20 protein-coding genes are annotated in these 19386 nt (G+C 64.5%); 8 read left to right on the forward strand and 12 right to left on the reverse strand.

Going from position 1 to position 19386, the window contains the following annotated elements; translation table 11 throughout:
- Window positions 1-79: 79 nt before the first annotated feature.
- On the forward strand, window positions 80-679 hold the full coding sequence (gene recR, locus AC1Y2B_RS21355) for a recombination mediator RecR (RefSeq protein WP_482255153.1): 600 nt from the start codon (window positions 80-82) through the stop codon (window positions 677-679).
- A 6-nt stretch (window positions 680-685) separates the two neighbouring features.
- Here recR and AC1Y2B_RS21360 read toward each other — a convergent pair whose 3' ends face one another.
- Both AC1Y2B_RS21360 and AC1Y2B_RS21365 read right to left on the reverse strand, forming a co-directional pair.
- Complete coding sequence (locus tag AC1Y2B_RS21360) at window positions 686-2326, reverse strand: M10 family metallopeptidase C-terminal domain-containing protein (protein WP_482255154.1); 1641 nt, start codon at window positions 2324-2326, stop codon at window positions 686-688.
- Window positions 2327-2521: 195 nt separating this feature from the next.
- Window positions 2522-3268, reverse strand: a complete 747-nt coding sequence (locus AC1Y2B_RS21365; RefSeq protein ID WP_482255155.1) for a DUF1013 domain-containing protein — start codon at window positions 3266-3268, stop codon at window positions 2522-2524.
- A gap of 128 nt (window positions 3269-3396) precedes the next feature.
- Between AC1Y2B_RS21365 and AC1Y2B_RS21370 the strand changes: the two genes are divergently transcribed.
- Window positions 3397-4032: a ribonuclease T2 family protein gene (locus AC1Y2B_RS21370; RefSeq protein WP_482255156.1), complete on the forward strand. Its 636-nt coding sequence runs from the start codon at window positions 3397-3399 to the stop codon at window positions 4030-4032.
- On the opposite strand, the gene AC1Y2B_RS21375 is transcribed toward AC1Y2B_RS21370, so the two are convergent.
- Window positions 4029-4721: a glutathione S-transferase N-terminal domain-containing protein gene (locus AC1Y2B_RS21375; RefSeq protein ID WP_482255157.1), complete on the reverse strand. Its 693-nt coding sequence runs from the start codon at window positions 4719-4721 to the stop codon at window positions 4029-4031. The two genes, AC1Y2B_RS21370 and AC1Y2B_RS21375, sit on opposite strands and share 4 nt — an antisense overlap.
- A 153-nt stretch (window positions 4722-4874) precedes the next feature.
- Here AC1Y2B_RS21375 and mscL point away from each other — a divergent pair, with 153 nt between their 5' ends.
- A complete protein-coding gene (gene mscL, locus AC1Y2B_RS21380; RefSeq protein WP_482255158.1) occupies window positions 4875-5303 on the forward strand; it encodes a large conductance mechanosensitive channel protein MscL in 429 nt (142 codons plus the stop codon).
- A gap of 41 nt (window positions 5304-5344) precedes the next feature.
- Here mscL and AC1Y2B_RS21385 read toward each other — a convergent pair whose 3' ends face one another.
- The gene (locus tag AC1Y2B_RS21385; RefSeq protein WP_482255159.1) at window positions 5345-5608 is read right to left on the reverse strand and encodes a hypothetical protein; all 264 of its coding nucleotides are present in this window, start codon (window positions 5606-5608) and stop codon (window positions 5345-5347) included.
- A gap of 65 nt (window positions 5609-5673) precedes the next feature.
- The gene (gene ald / locus AC1Y2B_RS21390) at window positions 5674-6792 is read right to left on the reverse strand and encodes an alanine dehydrogenase (protein ID WP_482255160.1); all 1119 of its coding nucleotides are present in this window, start codon (window positions 6790-6792) and stop codon (window positions 5674-5676) included.
- 131 nt (window positions 6793-6923) lie between these two features.
- Here ald and AC1Y2B_RS21395 point away from each other — a divergent pair, with 131 nt between their 5' ends.
- A complete protein-coding gene (locus AC1Y2B_RS21395) occupies window positions 6924-7388 on the forward strand; it encodes an Lrp/AsnC family transcriptional regulator (protein WP_482255161.1) in 465 nt (154 codons plus the stop codon).
- A 61-nt stretch (window positions 7389-7449) separates the two neighbouring features.
- Here the strand turns inward: AC1Y2B_RS21395 and AC1Y2B_RS21400 are convergent, their stop codons facing one another.
- Window positions 7450-8253 carry a transglutaminase-like domain-containing protein gene (locus AC1Y2B_RS21400; RefSeq protein ID WP_482255162.1) on the reverse strand — a complete coding sequence of 268 codons (804 nt, stop codon included), beginning with the start codon at window positions 8251-8253 and terminating at the stop codon, window positions 7450-7452.
- A gap of 444 nt (window positions 8254-8697) precedes the next feature.
- Window positions 8698-8904 carry a 30S ribosomal protein S21 gene (gene rpsU / locus AC1Y2B_RS21405; protein WP_482255163.1) on the reverse strand — a complete coding sequence of 69 codons (207 nt, stop codon included), beginning with the start codon at window positions 8902-8904 and terminating at the stop codon, window positions 8698-8700.
- Window positions 8905-9009: 105 nt separating this feature from the next.
- Between rpsU and AC1Y2B_RS21410 the strand changes: the two genes are divergently transcribed.
- Together AC1Y2B_RS21410 and AC1Y2B_RS21415 are read left to right on the forward strand one after the other, a co-directional pair.
- The gene (locus AC1Y2B_RS21410; RefSeq protein ID WP_482255164.1) at window positions 9010-9702 is read left to right on the forward strand and encodes a COQ9 family protein; all 693 of its coding nucleotides are present in this window, start codon (window positions 9010-9012) and stop codon (window positions 9700-9702) included.
- 8 nt (window positions 9703-9710) lie between these two features.
- Window positions 9711-10697 (forward strand): NAD(P)H-quinone oxidoreductase, encoded by a 987-nt coding sequence (locus AC1Y2B_RS21415; protein WP_482255172.1) that lies wholly within the window; start codon window positions 9711-9713, stop codon window positions 10695-10697.
- Window positions 10698-10791: 94 nt separating this feature from the next.
- Here the strand turns inward: AC1Y2B_RS21415 and rpoN are convergent, their stop codons facing one another.
- Window positions 10792-12054 (reverse strand): RNA polymerase factor sigma-54, encoded by a 1263-nt coding sequence (rpoN, locus tag AC1Y2B_RS21420; protein WP_482255165.1) that lies wholly within the window; start codon window positions 12052-12054, stop codon window positions 10792-10794.
- Window positions 12055-12144: 90 nt separating this feature from the next.
- Here rpoN and selD point away from each other — a divergent pair, with 90 nt between their 5' ends.
- Window positions 12145-14355: a selenide, water dikinase SelD gene (selD, locus tag AC1Y2B_RS21425; RefSeq protein WP_482255166.1), complete on the forward strand. Its 2211-nt coding sequence runs from the start codon at window positions 12145-12147 to the stop codon at window positions 14353-14355.
- A gap of 82 nt (window positions 14356-14437) precedes the next feature.
- On the opposite strand, the gene mnmH is transcribed toward selD, so the two are convergent.
- Both mnmH and argE read right to left on the reverse strand, forming a co-directional pair.
- A complete protein-coding gene (gene mnmH / locus AC1Y2B_RS21430) occupies window positions 14438-15493 on the reverse strand; it encodes a tRNA 2-selenouridine(34) synthase MnmH (protein ID WP_482255167.1) in 1056 nt (351 codons plus the stop codon).
- A complete protein-coding gene (argE, locus tag AC1Y2B_RS21435; protein ID WP_482255168.1) occupies window positions 15493-16656 on the reverse strand; it encodes an acetylornithine deacetylase in 1164 nt (387 codons plus the stop codon). The genes mnmH and argE overlap by 1 nt, the downstream gene beginning before the upstream one ends.
- A 106-nt stretch (window positions 16657-16762) precedes the next feature.
- On the opposite strand from argE, the gene AC1Y2B_RS21440 reads away from it, so the two are divergent.
- The gene (locus AC1Y2B_RS21440; protein WP_482255169.1) at window positions 16763-17554 is read left to right on the forward strand and encodes a hypothetical protein; all 792 of its coding nucleotides are present in this window, start codon (window positions 16763-16765) and stop codon (window positions 17552-17554) included.
- 52 nt (window positions 17555-17606) lie between these two features.
- On the opposite strand, the gene iolG is transcribed toward AC1Y2B_RS21440, so the two are convergent.
- Together iolG and AC1Y2B_RS21450 are read right to left on the reverse strand one after the other, a co-directional pair.
- On the reverse strand, window positions 17607-18611 hold the full coding sequence (iolG, locus tag AC1Y2B_RS21445) for an inositol 2-dehydrogenase (RefSeq protein WP_482255170.1): 1005 nt from the start codon (window positions 18609-18611) through the stop codon (window positions 17607-17609).
- Window positions 18612-18626: 15 nt separating this feature from the next.
- Window positions 18627-19385, reverse strand: coding sequence for an ATP-binding cassette domain-containing protein (locus tag AC1Y2B_RS21450; protein WP_482255171.1), 759 nt, complete (start codon window positions 19383-19385; stop codon window positions 18627-18629).
- Between the last annotated feature and the right edge of the window lies 1 nt (window position 19386).

The raw sequence follows: 19386 nt of genomic DNA on the forward strand, positions 1-19386 counted from the left end.
CCCGCGGGGGGGTCTGGGGGGGCGCGAAGCCCCCCCAGCCGGGTCCGCAGAGCGCCCTCCCTGAAAGCCTGACACCGAAATGACCGAAACCCCGCGCGACATCGAAGCCCTCATCGACCTGATGTCCCGCCTCCCGGGCCTCGGGCCCCGCTCGGCCCGCCGCGCCGTGCTGGCCATGCTGAAACGGCGCGAGGGGCTGATGGCCCCCCTCGCCCAGGCCCTCGCCGGCGTGGCGCTCTCGGCCCGCGACTGCCGGGTCTGCGGCAATATCGGCACCTCTGACCTCTGCGCCATCTGCGCCGATCCCGCCCGCGCCACGGGCGAACTGTGCATCGTCGAAGACATTGCCGACCTTTGGGCGATGGAGCGTTCGCGCGCCTTCAAGGGCCGCTATCACGTGCTGGGCGGCACTCTGTCCGCCCTCGATTCCATCGGTCCCGAACAGCTGCGCATCCCCGCACTGGTCCGGCGCGTGCAGGACGAGGCGGTGCGCGAGGTGATCCTCGCACTCAACGCCACCGTCGATGGCCAGACCACCGCCCACTACATCTCGGACGCGCTGGAACCCACCGCCGTCCGCATCACCTCGCTGGCGCAGGGCGTGCCGATCGGCGGCGAATTGGATTATCTGGATGACGGCACCATCGGCGCCGCCCTGCGCGCGCGGCGCGGCATCTAGGCCAGATCAGTCGATCACGATATGCGCCGCCAGCCCGAGGACCGAGGTCAGGCTTTGCAGCGTGATCGCGTCATCACCGAACGCCAGCACGACATGGCCGTGGATCAGGTGGGAATAGGCCTGCACCACCTGCTCGGCCGTCTGCGCCACCCCGCCCCAAAGCGAGGCTGCCAAGGTCAGTTCATCAGCGGCAATGCTGAAATCGACAACCTTGTCCTTGCCCGACCCCGCGCTGAACACGAAGTCATCCGCCCCGCCGTTGCCTGCCAAGGTGTCATTGCCGGCGCCGCCGATCAGCGTGTCATTGCCGCCATTGCCAAACAGGCGGTTGGCCAGATCGTTGCCGATCACCGAATCCGCCCCAGCCCCGCCCGCCGCGTTCTCGATGTCACACCCCAGGGCAATCGAGACGTTCTGCTTGTACCCGCCAATGTCCGAGAAATGCCCGGCGTTGATGTCAATCGTCTGCGGCCGGCCAAAGCCTGAAGCGTCCAACTTATCCGTGCCGGCGCCATCCCAGATGCACAACAACGGCGTGTGGTTGGTGCTGAAATCATAGACCCCGCCGACATTGCTGTGAAAGCCGTAGACGCTGTTGCCGGCCCGGGTTGCCAGATTGACCCCGTAAAGCTGCTGGATGGCATAGATGTCATACATCATCAGCGTCTGGGCATAATGGTGCGGCGCCGCAGGCTGGGTGTCGGTGGCGTCGAAATAGCTCATCACCGTGTATTGCGCGCTGTCTTCGCGGAATTGCGCGTCATGCGCGTAGGTGATGCTCAGCCCGGCGGCGGCGTTATAGTCGCCCGGATGGTCCAGCCCCATCGCATGGCCCAATTCATGCAGCATCACAAAGCCGCTGTAGCTGCCCGGCGGCAGCCGCGTGCCACTGACCGAGGTGGTGTTCAGCCACAAATCCCCATCGCTGGACCCATTGGCCGCCGAGCCCGGAAAGTTGGCGAAAGCCCCCGCCCCGTCGCTGTCCGAGGTGTATTGCCCAACCAGAATGGTCGCGGCCTTGGTGTAGCCGGTCGGATTGACCCGCTCGAACGAGATGTTGGCGATGTCCGAGTAATTTGCCAGGGCGGCCTCAACGGCGGTGATCTGCGCCGCCGTGGCCCGGTGAAAGGGCACATCGACGCCATCGGCATCCTGCGCCGGACCGGCCCCCCGGAACCCATAGGTCACCGTCGTGCCGGTGGCCGCCGCCGGGGCCCAGGAAACGCCGGGCCGATATAGTTCCGCCGCACCCAGTTCCGCGCCGTAGCTGACCTTGTCGCCCAAAGCCATCGACAGCCCGTACTGGCCTTGCGCGCCACTCGCCATCGCCTGAACATCGACGTAATAGGTGCCCGACGTGGTCGCCATATAGGTCAACCCGGCCGAGTTGCCCGGCCCGCCGTCATCGTCGCGCGCCACGATCAGGCCGTCACCGCCGTGCAGGATGATCTTGGGGTCCGTCACCCCGGCATTCAGCACACCAACACCCACCGCGCCAAAGCTGTAAGTGCTGCCCGCTTCCAGCGTGACCGCAACCCAGTCGTGCTGGCCAGCCGCCAGGGTTCCCCAAAACTCATCCCCCGCCGACATCTGGTAGGGCGTCAGTCTGGAGCCGGGGGCATCGGTGGTTTCCAAAATCGTGGACATAAATACTCCGTCAATTCAAAAGACCAATTGAGCATTTTTAACATGACGGCGGCGATTCCCAAAGGGAAAGCCCGGAAGCCTTCCGCGTGATGCCGTCCGGCGTGCCTCACGCAGGGTGATTTCAGAAAAATTTGGCCAAAAAAAGGCCCGCGCAGCGGTGCGCGGGCCTAGCGGTCTCGGGCGGATCAGACGGCCTTACAGGTCGTCATCATCCTCGTCATCGTCATCGCCATGCGGCAGGTTGAAGAAGCTGTCCGCGTCCGAGAAGTCCGCCGGCTTTTCTTCGCGCGTCGGCTTGTCGACCCGGGTGAAGGCTTCCAGACCCGACGGCATCTTGGGTTCGTCCGGCATGCCCAGCGATTGCTCGGTCGACACCAGCTTGCGGCGTTCGTCATCCGACATCACCACACCCTCGGCGGCCTTGCGGCGGGCGGCGGCTTGCACGGCGGTGTCCAGTTCGGACTGCTTGCACAGGCCCAGGGCCACCGGGTCGATCGGGGTGATCTGGCCGATGTTCCAGTGGGTCCGTTCACGGATCGCCTGAATCGTCGGCTTGGTGGTGCCCACCAGCTTGCCAACCGCGCCATCCGACAGTTCCGGGTGGAACTTGACCAGCCACAGGATGGCCGCCGGACGATCCTGCCGCTTGGACAAGGGCGTATAACGCGGCCCACGGCGCTTTTCCTCGCCCACGGCAGACTGGTTGAACTTCAGCTTCAGCTTGTACAGCGGGTCCTTCTGACCACGCTCAATCTCAATCGCGTCCAGCTGGTTGTTCGACACCGGGTCAAACCCCTTCACGCCGGTCGCCACATCGCCATCGGCAATGCCTTGCACTTCCAGCTCATGCATCCCGCAGAAATCAGCGACCTGACGGAATGTGAGCGTGGTGTTGTCCACCAGCCAGACGGCGGTGGCCTTGGACATCAACGGCTTTGACATCGGATCACTCCTTTACAAATCTCTCCCAAGCCGGGAAAACGGCTGCGACCCGGGGGCCGCGATCTTCTCGTTTTCAGGGGGAAGTCCGGGCCGATATAGTGAGATTTTTCGTTAGAGGAAAGTACCAAATGCGCCTTATTGCCCTTGCGCTCTGTTCCCTGCTGATGACGGGGGCCGCAAAGGCCCAGAATACACAGCCCGGCAGCTTCGATTACTACCTGCTGGCGCTGTCCTGGACACCTGATTGGTGCGCCCAGACGGGTGATTCCCAAGGCGCTGCCGAATGCTCGCGGCACGGGCTGACCTTTTCCCTGCACGGACTTTGGCCACAGTTCGACGCGGGTGGCTTTCCTTCTGGGTGCACCACCACGGCCCGCGACCCGTCGCGCGGTGACACCGCCGCGATGGAGGATATCATGGGCAGCGCCGGCCTTGCCTGGCATGAATGGAAGACCCATGGCCGCTGCACCGGCCTTGCCTCTGACGCCTACTTTGCGCTGATGCGCAAGGCCTACACCGCCCTGACCCTGCCGCCGATGCTGGCGCAGATCACCCAGACCCAGCAGATTTCCCCCAAGGCGCTTCAGGACGCGTTCGTGCAAAGCAACCCGGCCCTCAAGGCCGAGGATCTGGCCGTTACCTGCGACAGCACAAGGATCACCGAGGTCCGCATCTGCCTGACCAAGGACCTGGCCCCCCGGCCCTGCGATGCCGCGGTCAAGGCCTGCGCCCTGCCCACGGCCGAGATTGACGCCGTCCGTTAGGCCGAAGGAACCAGCAACCCGCGCTGGACAGCAGGCCGCGCAAGGAAACGGTCTATATATTTTCCAACATTCGGGCAGTCATTCAGGCCCGTAATGTCGCCCACCTTGTAGAAATCACGCAAACCGCGCAGCCACGGGCCAATCGCCACGTCGGCGATCGAATAGTCCCCCGCCACCCAGGCCCGACCCTCCAGCGCCTTGTCCAGCACCTTCAACAGCCGCGCAGTCTCGGCGCGGTAGCGTTCCTTGGGGCGCGGATCCTCGATCTCCTTGCCGGCAAAGGCGTGAAAGAAACCCAGTTGGCCGACCATCGGCCCGATGCCGCCCATCTGGAACATCAGCCACTGCAGCACCTCGTAGCGATGGGCGGGCGGCAAGAACTGGCCGGATTTCTCTGCCAGATAGATCAGGATCGCCCCGCTTTCGAACAGCGCCAAGGGTTTGCCACCCGGCCCGTGCGGGTCGATGATGGCGGGGATCTTGTTGTTGGGGTTCAGGCTCAGAAACGCGGGGCTCAACTGGTCATTGCGCGAAAAGTCGATCCGGTGCGCATCATAGTCCAGCCCCATCTCTTCCAGCGCGATGCCGACCTTGACGCCATTGGGCGTGGGCAGGGAATAGAGCTGGATCGCCTCGGGGTTGCGCGGCGGCCAGCGATGGGTGATCGGAAAGTCGGCAAGGCTGGGCATGGTATCGCTCCTATGTCTGTCAGCGCTTAACATAGGTAAATTTTCCCCGTTAAATAAGAGAAAGACCTGTGCCAATATCGAAAGTGCCCTGCGCAATATCGCAGGGTCACACCGGCAGGCCCAAGCGCCGCCGCTCAAGCAGGGAACAGTGGAATGATCAAAGAGTTCAGAGATTTCATCGCAAAAGGGAATGTGATGGACCTCGCCGTCGGTATCATCATCGGCGCCGCCTTCACCGCCATCGTCAAGTCCTTGGTGGACGACCTTATCAACCCCATCATCGGCCTGATCCTGGGTGGGATCGATTTCACCAACATGTATGTTGTCCTGAAGGGCACTGTTGCGGCCGGGGCAGGCCTGCAGGCCGCCCGCGACGCCGGGGCTGCGGTCTTCGCCTATGGGTCGTTCATCACGGCTGTCATCAACTTCCTGATCATCGCCTTCGTGGTCTTCCTTTTGGTCAAGGCCGTGAACAAGATGAAAGATGCCGCCATCCGCAAGGCGCCGCCCGCCCCCGCGGTTCCGGCCGGCCCGAATGAGCTGGATGTGCTGAAGGAAATCCTCGTCACCTTGAAGAAATAAGCGATCCCACAGCAAAAGGCCCCCAACCGGGGGCCTTTTCGTTACAGGACCGGCCTCTGCGGGCCTGGCCTGATATACCCGTACCAGATCCGGAACCCGACCAGCGGGGCAAAGGTCGCCAAAGCCGCGCCAAGGCCGCCAGAGGCAGGCTCGGTCGCCTGCGCCAGAAGCCGGGTCAAACTGGCTTCGCCCAAGACATGGGCCATCCCATGCAAGGCCGCGTAACCAGCCGAGGCGACACCGAAATAACGCCGGCTCTTGCGCAAGGTACGAATAAACTCCCAGCCCTTGAACAGCAGCGCCACACGTCCTCGTGCCGAAAAAAACGGGCGACCCGAAGGCCGCCCGCAGACATCCTCGGGGAGGAGCATCAGAGGTTCAGGGCTTCCGCAGCCGGGATCGTGGGCAACCCAAGCGCCACGCCCACCGCCGCATAGGTCAGCTTGCCCGCATGGGTGTTGAGCCCCGCCAGCAGGTGCTTGTCCTCCGCGCAGGCCTTCTTCCAGCCCTTGTCGGCCAAGGCCAGCATGAAAGGCATGGTCGCGTTGCCCAAGGCAAGTGTCGAGGTCCGCGCCACCGCGCCCGGCATGTTGGCCACGCAATAGTGCATGATGCCATCGACCGCATAGATCGGGTCCTGATGGGTGGTGGCATGGCTGGTCTCAAAACACCCGCCCTGATCAATCGCCACATCGACCAGCGCCGCCCCCGGCTTCAGCTCCGACAGTTGCGCCTTCGAGATCAGCTTTGGCGCCGCGGCCCCCGGAATCAGCACCGCGCCGATGATCAGATCGGCCGCCCGCGCCAGCTCGATCGTGGTCGCCGCATCGGCATAGCCATTCTTGAACTGGCCGCCAAAGACATCGTCCAGATAGCGCAGCCGATTGACCGAGCGGTCCAGCACCGTCACATCCGCCCCCATCCCGGCCGAAACCTTAGCGGCATGGGTGCCCACCACGCCGCCGCCAATCACCAGCACCTTGGCCGGCAGCACACCGGGCACGCCCCCCAACAGCACGCCCCGCCCGCCGTTGGCCTTCTGCAAGGTCCAGGCCCCGACCTGAGGCGCAAGCCGCCCCGCCACTTCCGACATCGGCGCCAGCAAGGGCAAGCCGCCGCGATCATCCGTCACCGTCTCGTAGGCAATCGCCGTCACGCCACAGGCCAGCAAATCCGCCGTCTGCTCGGGATCGGGCGCCAGATGCAGATAGGTGAACAGAACCTGCCCTTCGCGCAGGCGCTTGCGTTCCACCGGCTGCGGCTCCTTGACCTTCACGATCATCTCGGCCCAGGCAAAGACCTCTTCCGCCGTGCCCAGAACCTTGGCCCCCGCCGCCACATAATCGGCATCCGCAAAGCCCGCGCCAATCCCGGCTTGGGTTTCCACCGCGACCTGATGGCCCCGGTTCACCGCCTCGCGCGCGGCGTTGGGCGTCATGCCGACGCGAAATTCCTGCGGTTTGATTTCTTTCGGGCAACCGATTTTCATGTGCTCTCTCCCATGGGCGTTGGGATCAGCTTGGCGCAGATTCGCCGCAGAAGGATTGAGTTTTCACTGGCAGGAAAGCCCAGAATTGGTAGAATATCCCGCTGAACCGTCCCCTCACGAAAGGATTTCCCATGGCAGAGACGCTTGACGCAATCGACCGTCGCATCCTTGGCGTCCTGCAAAAGGATTCCCGCATCACCAATGCAGAGCTGTCCGAACGCGTGAACCTGTCGCCCTCGGCCTGCCACCGCCGCGTGCAGCGACTGGAGGAGGATGGCTATATCGCCGCCTATGTGGCCCTTCTGGATGCCCGCAAGATGGGCAAACCCACCACCGTCTTTGTTGAAATCACCCTGCAATCCCAAGCCGAAGACCTGCTGGATGCTTTTGAACGCGAGGTGGCCAAGGTCCCCGACATCCTCGAATGCCATCTGATGGCGGGCTCGGCCGATTATCTGATCAAGATCATGGCCGAAGATACCGAGGATTTCGCCCGCATCCACCGCCGCTACCTCGCCCGTCTGCCCGGCGTGCGGCAGATGCAATCCAGCTTCGCCCTGCGCACCGTGGTGCAAACCACCGCGCTGTCCGTCTGACACACCCGAATTTTCGTACGAAAATTCGCGTCCCAGAATTTTCGTACGAAAATTCGTGCCCTCAGGTCACCAGATCCGTCCAGACCTCGAACTTCTGCAGCACATGCGGCCCGAACGAGTGGATCAGCGGCACATCCGCCGCATCGCGGCCATAGGCCACAACAATCCGCCCGATCCGGGGCTTGTTGTTGCGTGCATCATAGGTGTGCCAGTTGCCGTCCAGATAGCACTCCATCCAGGCCGCGAAATCCATCGGCCCGGTCACCGGCACCCCGATGTCCCCCAGATAGCCGTTCACGTAGCGCGTCGGAATGTTCATGCAGCGGCACAGCGTGATCGCCAGATGTGCGAAATCCCGGCAAACCCCGGTCTGTTCCTGCCAACCCTCATAAGCCGTCCGCGTCACCCGCGCGTTCATGTAGTTGAAGGTGATGTGGTTGTGCACATAATCGCAGATCGCCTGCACCCGCGTATGGCCCGGCGGCACCTGTCCGAAGGTGTCCCAGGCGAACTGGCTCAGCCGGTCGGTCTCGCAATAGCGGCTGCCCAACAGATACATCAGCACCGCGTCCGGCAGATCGGTCACCGGTGTTTCCCGCAGCCAGGGCTTGTATTGATCGGGCAAGGCGCTGCCCTCGATCGTGCAATCGCTGCGCAGGCTGAACAGGCCCGCCGGGGCCACGACCCGCCGGCAGGTGTTGCCAAACAAATCGCGATAGACCGAGGTCGGAACCTGCGGCGTGGTCTGGACCGCCCCTTGGATCCGCAAGTCGTCAAGCCGCTCGTCGCGGACGGACATCATGAACACAAGGGGCGTGTCCTGCGCCACCGAGACGGTGATGTCGTAGCCAAACCGGATAAGCATGGGATGCCTTTCAAAAGTGCCGTGACGAACGGGTCCTAAAGCACATACCGGACCTCCCTTAGGCTCATTCGCCGGCCGTGGCCGCTCAAATACATCAGTCTGGCTGGGAAAAAATGAAGATGCCCGGAAATTGGGCGACCATCCCCCTCTACCGCCGGTTGAAGCCGTCCGGAGGGCCGAATCAAGGGGCCGCTTTCAAGCGCAGCACGGTTCCCAAGCGGAAGAGGCGGTCTTCACGCCAGGAAGACAAAAGGAAGACCAAAGGAAGACACAGGTCAGTTCCGCCGCTATTTTCAAGATTAATATAATACCATCAAGATATTGGCGGACGATCTTAATGAAAAACCCCCGGCCTTGCGGACGGGGGTCAATCGGCGGGCATCGCTGCCCCAGTGTTCGTTTGGCGTCGGCCTTTCTCAAGACCGGCTGCGTTCAAGCCTAAGCTTAGACGCCGCCTTCACGCTGAAGCTTCTTGCGCGCAAGTTTCCTTGCACGGCGGACGGCTTCGGCTTGCTCGCGCGCTTTTTTGACGGAGGGCTTCTCGAAATGTTGCTTGAGCTTCATTTCGCGGAACACGCCTTCGCGCTGGAGCTTTTTCTTGAGGGCCCGAAGGGCTTGCTCGACGTTGTTGTCACGGACGCTGACCTGCATGTGGTTGTCACCACCTTCCTAAGTTAGAGTTGCACTAGATGTGCAGGCTCGCGGCCCATAACAAAGCCTGCGACGCTTGTCCACAAGTCCTTGGGAGTGCGGGTGATGGAAGCTGAAGTGAACCGGGATAAGGCCTTGAAAACGCTTGTGGAAGCCGCGCTTCCGCATGTCGCCTTCGAAGGCTGGTCGGATACGGCCCTGCGTGATGCCATCGCTGATTCGGGACTGGCGTCGGGCCTTGCCCATGCGCTGGTGCCGCGCGGCGGCGTCGATCTGGCGCAGGCCTATCACCATCTGGGCGATCGTCGCATGGTCGAAACCCTTGCCGCCAGTGATCTTTCCCCGCTGCGTTTCCGCGACAAGGTAGCCCATGCCATCCGTCTGCGTCTGGAAGGGGCCGACCGCGAGGTGGTCCGGCGCGGCTCTGCCCTGTTCGCCCTGCCCCAACATGCCGCTGATGGCGCCAAAGCCATCTGGGGCACGGCGGATGCGATCTGGACCGCGCTTGGCGACACCTCGCAGGACGTGAGCTGGTATTCCAAAAGGGTCACGCTTTCCGCGGTTTACGCGTCGACGGTCCTGTACTGGCTGGGCGATGACACCGAAGGTCATGCCGCGACCTGGGATTTCCTTGACCGCCGGATCGCGAATGTGATGGCGTTTGAGAAGACCAAGGCAGCCTTCCGGGAAAATCCGCTCGGCAAGGCGCTTTTGTCGGGTCCTTTCAAACTTTTGGAAAGGATCCATGCCCCACAACCGGCGCATGACCTGCCGGGTCACAGCACGAAAGGCTTCTGACGATGACGATGTCCCACGCCATGCTCGCGATGGAAATAGCCGCCCCCGGCGGCCCTGACGTGCTGCAACCCTGCTCGATGCCGGTGCCTGTACCGGGACATGGCCAAATCGTGATCCGTGTGGCCTATGCTGGCGTCAACCGTCCCGACGCCCTGCTACGCGCCGGGGCCTATGCCCCGCCGGCCAACGCCAGCCGCCTGCCGGGGCTGGAATGTTCGGGCACCGTGGTGGCGCTGGGGCCGGGTTGCACCCGCTGGCAGATCGGTGACAAGGTCTGCGCCCTTTTGCCCGGCGGCGGTTACGCCGAATACGCCGCTTGTGCAGAGGGTCACGCCCTGCCGATCCCCGCCGGCCTCTCGCTGCGCGAGGCGGCCTGCCTGCCTGAAACCTGCTTTACCGTCTGGTCCAATGTCGTCATGCGCGGCCAGTTGAAAGCTGGGGAAAGGTTCCTCGTCCACGGCGGCACCTCCGGGATTGGTGTGACCGCCATCCAGATCGCCAAGGCCTTGGGGGCACGGGTTTTTTCCACCGCCGGCAGCGATGAGAAGGCCCGGTTCTGCGAAGGGCTCGGGGCGGAACGCGGCCTCAACTACCGGTCGCAGGATTGGGGCGACATCCTGCGCAAGATGGGTGGCGCGGACCTGATCCTTGACATGGTCGGCGGCCCTTACCTACCACAAAACCTCAAGACCCTGGCCGATGACGGGCGTCTGGTGCAGATCGCCTTCCTGCAAGGCCCCAAGGTCGAGGTCAACTTTTCCGAACTGATGATGCGCCGTCTGACACTCACCGGTTCCACTCTGCGCCCGCAGTCCGACCTGGCCAAGACCCGAATCGCCGCCGAGGTTGAGGCGCATGTCTGGCCGATGATTGCGGCGGGCAAGTTCAAAGTCGTGATCGACAGCGAATACCCGCTGCCGCAGGCCCCCGCCGCCCATTGGCGGATCGAGGCGCCCGGCCACATCGGCAAGATCGTCATGAAGGTCGAGGAATAGTCACCCCCGGTCTTTCCGCGGACGATCGGGCCTTGGCGGCTGGCCTTGCATCGCAAGGGCGCAGCCTTGATTTTTCGTAGAAAAATCGTGGGCCTCAGCGCTGCCTGCGTCGATGTGCCGGGGGGATGCCCAGCATGCCCCGGTACTTGGCCACCGTTCTGCGCGCCACCACCACGCCCAGGTCCGCCGCAAGGCTTTGGGCCAAAGCCTCGTCCGACAGCGGCGCCGAGGCGGCTTCCCCGGCGATCTTGCGCGCCAGCAGATCGCGCACTCCGGCGGCCGAGACGGCCTCGCCGCCAATCGCCCCGCTGAACAGTTGCCGCAGCCACCACACCCCGTGCGGCGTGTCGACTGACGTCCCTGCGACCACCCGGCTGACCGTGCTTTCGTGCAGGTCCAAAGTTTCGGCGATGTCGGCCATGGTCATGGGTTGCAGGTGCCCGGGACCCCGTTCCAGCGCGGCGCGCTGACGCCGCAGCACCTCGGCCCCGACCCGCAGCAAAGTTTCATTGCGCGCCAAGACCATCCGGTCCAGCACCCGGGCGGCGGCCCGTGCCTCGGGCGGTCCGTCGGCCAAGATGCGCAGGTCAGGCAAGGCACTGCCGTTCAATGTGATGTCCCAATCGCCGTCCGGGCGCCTGCGTGCAAGCACGTCAGGTTCGCGCAGCGTTTCGGCCATCAGTGGGTCGAAGGCGGTGCCGGGCTTGGGGTTCATCGTGCGGATCAGACGGAAGCGGCGCAGGATCTCGGCCTCTGACACCCCGGCCAGATGGGCGATCCGCCCTGTCTCGCCACGCGCCAACAGGTCAAGGTGACCCAGAACCACTTTCATGGCCTTGTCGTAAAGCCCGGCTTCCTGCGCCTGCAACTTCAGGCACTCGCCTAGGTCACGGGCGAAAAGTCCAACCGGTTCAATCTCTTGCAAACGGTAAAGCACCGCCTCCACCTCGGTCTGCCGGCAGCCCAGGCCGCGGGCAATCTCCAGCAACGGCCGGTCGAGCCATCCGGTCGGCGCCAGCGCCTCGGCCAGGGCAAGGGCAATCCGGCGGTCTTCGGGGGTCTTCATCCGGCGGTCGATCTCGGCGCTGACATGGGCCATCAGGCTTGGCCCCGGCCCCGCCACCACCTCGGCCAGATGGGCGTGCCCGGCCCCGGGCAGCACCCCGGTCCAACGCGGCAGCCAGTCGCGCGGGGTGGGGGGCACCAGCACCAGCGCCGGATTTTCGGCCGCCTGCTCCTCCAGATGCCGCGCCAACCCGGCGGCATCCAGCCGCAGCATGGCAATCGAGGCCCGAAGCCCGGTCGAGAGCTTCAGCCGCAGGGTCTGCTTGACCTCGATCCTCTGGCGCTGGGTCATGCCCACATGGCTAGACCAAGGGGTGCAGCCTTGCAACGCCTGTTCCCTCCCACGCCCGCGCAAGCTAGGGTCACCGCCGAAGGAGACCCGATGCAAGACCTGCCCCTCGTCAAGGACCTTGTGCTGATCGGTGGCGGTCATGCCCATGCGCTTGTGCTGCGGATGTGGGGGATGAACCCCCTGCCCGGAGTGCGCCTGACCGTGATCAACCCCGATCCGGTGGCGCCCTATACCGGCATGTTGCCCGGCCTGATCGCCGGGCATTACCGGCGCGAGGATATCCTGATCGACCTTGTCCGCCTTGGCCGGTTTGCGGGCGCCCGGGTGATCCTTGACCGCGTGGTGGGGCTCGACAGGGCCGCGAAATCGGTGCTGCTGCAAGGCCGCCCGCCGCTGCCATATGACCTTGCCAGCCTTGACATCGGCATCAGCTCCGATCTGCCAGACCTACCCGGATTTTCAGAAAATACCTTGTCCGCCAAACCCTTGGGCGCCTATGCCCGAGCGTGGCAGGACTTTGTGACCCGTGGCCTGCCCCGTCCCCGTGTGGTGGTGATCGGCGGTGGCGTCGGCGGGGTGGAACTGGCCCTCGCCTCTGCCCACCGTCTGCGGCAAGGCGGGGCGCTGCCGCAGGTGACCCTGGTCGAACGCGGCGCCGACCTTTTGCCGCTGATGTCCGCGAAAAGTCGTCTCGGACTGCTGGCCGCACTGGCCGCGCAGGGGGTGACCGTCCAGGTCGCAGCCCACCCCATCGCGGCGGAGCCTGGCGGCGTCGTTCTGCAGGACGGTTCCCGCCTTCCCTCGGACTTCACGCTGACAGTGGCAGGATCGCGACCGCAGGCCTGGCTGGCCAAAACCGGGCTGGCCCTGCACGACGGCTATGTCACGGTTGACGCGACGCTGCGCAGCTCCGATCCGCACATCTTCGCTGTTGGGGATTGCGCTGACCTGTCCCACGCCCCGCGCCCCAAGGCCGGCGTCTTTGCCGTTCGGGCCGCGCCCGCGCTGTTTGACAACCTGCGCGCCAGCCTGACCGATCAGCCCTTGCGGACCTACCAACCGCAGAAGGACTACCTCAAGCTGATCTCGCTGGGCCGGCAATCGGCCTTGGCTGACAAATGGGGCCTGCGCGCCGGGGGGGCCTGGCTTTGGCGCCTGAAAGACCGCATCGACCGGAAATTCATGGCGAAATTCGAGAACTACCCCGCGATGGCGCAGCCCGTTTTGCCGGTGCCCGGCGTTTTGGGTCTGGCTGAAGCGGTGGGGGACAAGCCCTTGTGCGGCGGTTGCGGGGCCAAGGTGGGCGCTGCGGGGCTGTCGGCGATGGTGGCAGCCCTGCCCCGCCCGCTGCGGCCCGAGGTTTTGGCCGGCGCGGGCGACGATGCCGCCATCCTGCGAACGCCAACCGGCGTGCAGGTCCTGACAACCGACCACTTGCGCAGCTTTACCCACGACCCGCACCTGATGGCCCGCCTGACCGCACTCCACGCGCTTGGCGATATCTGGGCGATGGGGGCGGAGCCGCAGGTGGCGCTGGCCCAGATCATCCTGCCGCGGCTGTCGCCCGACCTGCAAAACCGCACGTTGGCAGAGGTGATGATGGCCGCCGCCGAGGTCTTTGCCGCCGCAGGGGCCGATGTGGTGGGCGGTCACACCAGCCAAGGGGCCGAATTGACCTTGGGTTTCACCGTCACTGGCACCGCCGTGCGCCCGATCGCCAAAGGTGGTGCCCGTCCCGGCGATGCGCTGATCCTGACCAAACCGATCGGTTCGGGCACCGTCCTCGCCGCCGAAATGGCCATGGCCCGCCTGCCCGACGCCATGCTGGGTGAGGTGGTGGCCGATTGCTTCCGCCATATGCTGCGCCCTCTGGCCACGGCCGCACGCCTGCTGTCACCGCAGGCCCATGCGATGACGGATATCACCGGCTTCGGCCTTGCGGGCCATCTATTTGAAATGATGCAGGCTTCTGGCTGCAGTGCCCAACTTTGGCTGGACGCCGTCCCCGTGATGACGGGAGCCGAGGCGCTGGCCCGTGCCGGTCAAGCGTCCTCCCTCGCCCCCGCCAACCGCGCGGCCTTGCTGGGCCGCATCCGTGGCGAGGGTCTGGCCACGCCACGCGGGGCACTGCTGTTTGATCCGCAAACCTGCGGCGGCTTGCTGGCCGCCGTGCCGCAGCACCTGGCGTCAGACCTGATCGCGCAACTTCACGCCACAGGTGACGCCCGCGCCGCGCTCATCGGGCAGGTTCTGGCCGGTCCGGTGGAAATCCGTCTGGCGCCCCAGCCGGTCGCCGGCTGACGGGCGGGGAGGCCAGCCTCCCCGAGCCCCACCGGAGTATTTCGAAAGGAGCAAATGACAAGGGGGGAGCAATCTGCCCATGTCAGCGGGCGAGGTCTGCCACCGCGTCGGCAACCCGGAGCGCCAAGACATCCAGTGCGGCCTCTTCCAGACTGGGCGCCTCGACCGTCACCGAGGGCACCGCCATCCGCGCCCGGTGTTTTTCGTACCGCGGGTCGTAATGGACCTGCATCAGGTCGCAGGCCAGCTCCTCGAAGGCAGCTGCGGCGGCCAAAGCCGACCAAGCCTCGATCGTCTCGCGCGAATGGGATTGACGCAACTGGCCGATCACCTGCACCAGCCGGTCACCGTCCGCCACAATGTCAGCATAGGCGCGGGTCAGATAGCGCGCGCGTTCAGGCAGGCTCGCCGAGACGATCACGCGCGGGGCGACGCGCATCGCCGCCCACAGATGCGACGGCAGGCGCAGATTGCCAACCTTGGCGCTTTCCGCCTCAACCACCACCGGGCGCGCCGGGTCAAGCTGGGACAGTTCCATCGCCAGCGCGCCTTCAAACGCCTTTTGCGAGGGCTGCCCGCCCGGCAAGTGCCCGAACAACGAGCCCCGATGCCGCGCCAGGCCTTCCAGATCAATCACCTGAATGCCCTGCGCCTTCAGCAAGGCCAGAACGGCTGTCTTGGCCGTGCCGGTATTGCCGTCCAGCACCACCACCTTGGCGGCCACCGGGGTGTCATACAATTGCTTGACGACCATCGCCCGCCACGCCTTGTAACCGCCGGCAATCGTTTCAACCCGCCAACCGATCTGGCTGAGGATCAGTGCGAAACTTCCCGATCTTTGCCCGCCGCGCCAGCAGTAGACCAAGGGCCGCCAGCCGCCCGGCTTATCCGCCAGGCTGTCTTCCAGATGGCGCGCCACGTTGCGCGACACCAGCGCTGCCCCCAACTTGCGGGCGGTGAAGGGCGAGACCTGCTTGTAGATCGTGCCGACCCGCGCCCGCTCTTCGTCATTCAACACGGCCAGGCTGATGGCACCCGGCAGATGATCCTCGGCATATTCGGCGGGCGCGCGCGCATCGATGATCGTATCAAAGCCCAAGGCCGCCAGATCGGACAGCGAGGTCAGCGTGACCGCCATCAGAACCCCGCTTCCAGACGGGACAGCAGCGCTGCCATCATCGCCCCGCAGCGCGCCATCTGTTCGACGCTGACGAACTCGTCCGGCTTGTGGCCCTGCGCCATCGAACCCGGGCCGCAGATCACGGTGGGAATTCCCAGCCGCGCGTCAAAAAGGCCGCCTTCAGTGCCGAACGCCACTTTCATCGTGCCGTTCGCCCCGGTCAGCCCCTTGACGAAATTCACCACCTTGGCATCCGCGGGCGTGCCAAGCCCCGGGTAATCCCACAGCCGTTCAATCGTGATCGCGGCTTCCGGGAAGCTTGCCCGCAACGGCGCGCAGATCGCTTCCGCGGCAGCCCGCAGGCGGTCGATCAGCACCAGCGGGTCATCTTCGGCGACCGATCGGATTTCGAAATCCAGCACGGCGGCGTTCGGCACGATATTGACCTGCACCCCGCCCGACATCTTGCCGACATGCACCGTGGTATAGGGCACGTCATAGTCGCCATCCTGGACGCCGTGTGCTGCCACATCGGCCTGCAAGTCCCTGACCGCATTTATGAAATCCGCCGCCAGGTGCAGGGCGTTCAGCGCCAGCGGTGCCAGGGCCGAATGTCCCTCGCGGCCCGTGCAGGTCGCCCGGAGCGCCACCTTGCCCTTGTGCCCTGTGGCCACCTGCATCGCCGTAGGCTCTCCAACGATGCAGAACCGGGGGCGGACCGGGGCCCCCTCCAGCATCGTGATCAAAGAGCGCACCCCCATGCAACCGATCTCTTCGTCATAGGACAGGGCGAGGTGCAGCGGTACCGCCAGCTTGCGGCTTGCGGCCGCGATCATCGTGGCAATCGCCGCCGCGCAAAAGCCCTTCATGTCCGCCGTGCCGCGCCCGTAAAGCCGCCCGTCGGCCTCTGTCAGGGCAAAGGGCGGATGGGTCCAGGCTTGCCCCTCAACCGGTACGACATCGGTGTGCCCAGACAGCATGACACCGCCCTCTCCGGGCCCGGTCGAGGCGTAGAGGTTGGCTTTTCCCCCTGCCGGGTCGGGCAACAGCGTGCTGGCAATCCCGGCCTCGGCCAACAGGCCCTGAACGTAGTCCATCAAGGCCATGTTGGGCTTGGAACTGACGGTGTCGAAGGCGATCAGGCGCGACAGTATCTCTCGGGTGCGGGGGGCAATCTGCAATTTCAGGCTCCTTGGTATGCGCCGAGTTAACCCCAACGGCGCGGCCAGCGGAAGGGCGCTTCTCTTTTCCGGGCAATTCCGACACCATGGGGCCAAAGGAGACCCCATGCGCCTGCCCTTGTTCCTGGCCCTTCTGGCCCTGCCCGCCTTCGCCGAGGGCACGCCGCCCCCGCTCGGCGGCCAAACCACCGCCGTGGCCCGCCTGATCGAGGCGCACCGGCTTTATCTTCTGGGGCAGTCCGCGCGCGATCCGCTTCTGGTGCTGGCCGCGGCGCGGTTGATGCAGGGTGTAACCCTGCAGGTGGTAACAAGGGGGGTGGCAGAGCCACTGCCCAAGCCTGTGCCCGAGGCTGACAAGAAGCCCAAAGGCAAGAAGGACAAGGCCAAGGAAGACCCGCCAGCAACCGCAGATCCTTCAGGCACCGCTGCCCCGGCCGCGGCCGTGGTGCCCGATCCCGCGCAATCCGCCCCGCTGCCCGGCGCGCTGAACCCCGCCGCCATGATGGCCGAGGCGCGTGCCATGGTGCCCGACAAAGAGTTGCTGCGCGATGTAATCGCCGATGCGGAATCCGAAACGCCACCGCCCGGACCGGTGGCGCAGGTCACATCTCTTGTGCAGTCGCCCGGGGGAAATACAACATTCGCCCTGCCTTTCGCCGGGGAAAGCTACGGTGAAGTTGGACTTTTGCGACTTTCGGCCGATTTGACCGACGATGGCGCCCAAGCTGGGCATTTAACTCTGACGGTCACCGATGCGGCGGGAAATCCGGTTTGTGCAGATGCTTCGGCCAGCGCTGAGGCCCTGTGTGGCATTCTGCCAAAGGCAAGCGCCAGCTACCGCGTCACGGTCACCAACGACGGCACGGCCCCAGCGAGCTACCTGCTGATCACCAATTGAAAAAAGGCGCGGGGTTTCCCCCGCGCCATCAGTCCTGAAAGGGAGCAACCTGTCAGGCAGTGACTTCCGACACTTTCACGCTGCGGCCTTCCTTGACCGACAGCAAGGCCGCTTCTGCCAAAGCCAGCGCCAGCAAACCATCCTCACCGGACGGAGCCGCTGCTTTCTTCGCGCCAACCGCGTCGATGAAGGCCGCGATTTCGGCGGCATAGGCCTCGGTGTAGCGGGTCATGAAGAAGTCATGCAGCGCCGGACGGGTATAGCCCGCACCGGTTGCCACTTCGATCGACACCGGGCGTTGATTTTCCGCCGACACGACACCCTTGGAACCATGCACTTCAATGCGCTGGTCATAGCCATAGGTGGCGCGACGCGAGTTCGAAATCACCGCCATCTTGCCGGTTGCCGTCTTCAGCATGACCTGAACGCTGTCGGAATCCCCAGCCTTGCCAATCGCCGGATCGACCAGAACTGCCGCCATCGCGGACACTTCGGTGATCTCTTCGCCCAGAAGGAAGCGGGCCATGTCAAAGTCATGGATCGTCATGTCACGGAAGATCCCGCCCGAACGGGCGATATAATCCAGCGGCGGTGCGCCGGGATCGCGCGAGGTGATCGTCACCATCTCGACATCCCCGATGGTGCCGTTGTCAATCTCAGCCCGCACCGCCTTGAAATGCGGGTCAAAGCGGCGATTGAAACCGACCATCAGCGTGCCCTTGTTGGCGCGCACCACCGACAGGCAGGCCTTCACGCGGGCCAATGACAGGTCGATCGGCTTTTCGCAGAACACCGCCTTGCCGGCATTGGTGAACTGCTCGATCAGGTCGGCATGGGTGTCGGTCGGCGTGCAGATCACCACGGCGTCGATGTCCGAAGCGGCCAGGATCTGCGCAATCGTGCGCACGTCGCAGCCGTATTGATCGGCAATTGCCTGTGCCGCCGGGGCCATCGCATCGGCCACGGCCACCAGTTTCGCCTTGGAATTCCCGGTAACAGCCTTGGCATGCACCTTGCCGATACGGCCAGCACCCAAAAGCCCGAAACGCAGAGTCATGATAGTTCCCTTTCTTCAGGCATATGCCCCTTCGGCATTGCCCTTTACGCCTGTGATGTAGCTTACAATATCGTTGCCGTCAGTCTCATCTCGACGCAGACTGGCGACGATCCGCCCACGCCGGAATACGACGATCCGGTCAACCAGATCAAACACTTGCCGCAGGTTGTGGCTGACAAGGATCAACGGCACACCCCGCTCTTTCAGGCCGCGGATGATGTTTTCCACCTGTGCGGTTTCCTGCACGCCCAGGGCCGCCGTCGGTTCGTCCATGATCACCAGCTTGGAGGCGAAAGCCGCCGTCCGCGCGATGGCCACGCATTGCCGCTGACCGCCCGACATGTTGCGGATCGGGTTGTCGACGTTCGGGATCTTGACGGCCGTGGTCTTCAAAGCCTCCATCGTGCGCTCGCGCATCGCCTTGCGATCGAGCCACGAGAAGGGGCCCAGCTTGAACTTGAACAACTCTCGCCCCAGAAACAGGTTCGAGGGCACGTCCAGATCGTCGGCCAGGGCCAGGGTCTGGAACACCGTCTCGATCCCGGATTCGCGGGCGTCGAGGGGGCCGGCATGGCTGACTTCCTTGCCGTCAAAGAAGATCTGCCCCGCCGTGCGCTGCTCCACTGCGGTGATCTGGCGCACGAAGGTCGATTTGCCCGCACCATTGTCGCCGACGACGGCCACATGCTCTCCGGCGCGCAGGGTAAAGTTGGCGTCGTCCAGCGCGTGCACGCCACCGTACCGCTTGGTCAGACCGCGCGTTTCAAGAATGATG

This window comes from Stagnihabitans sp., assembly GCF_964946895.1.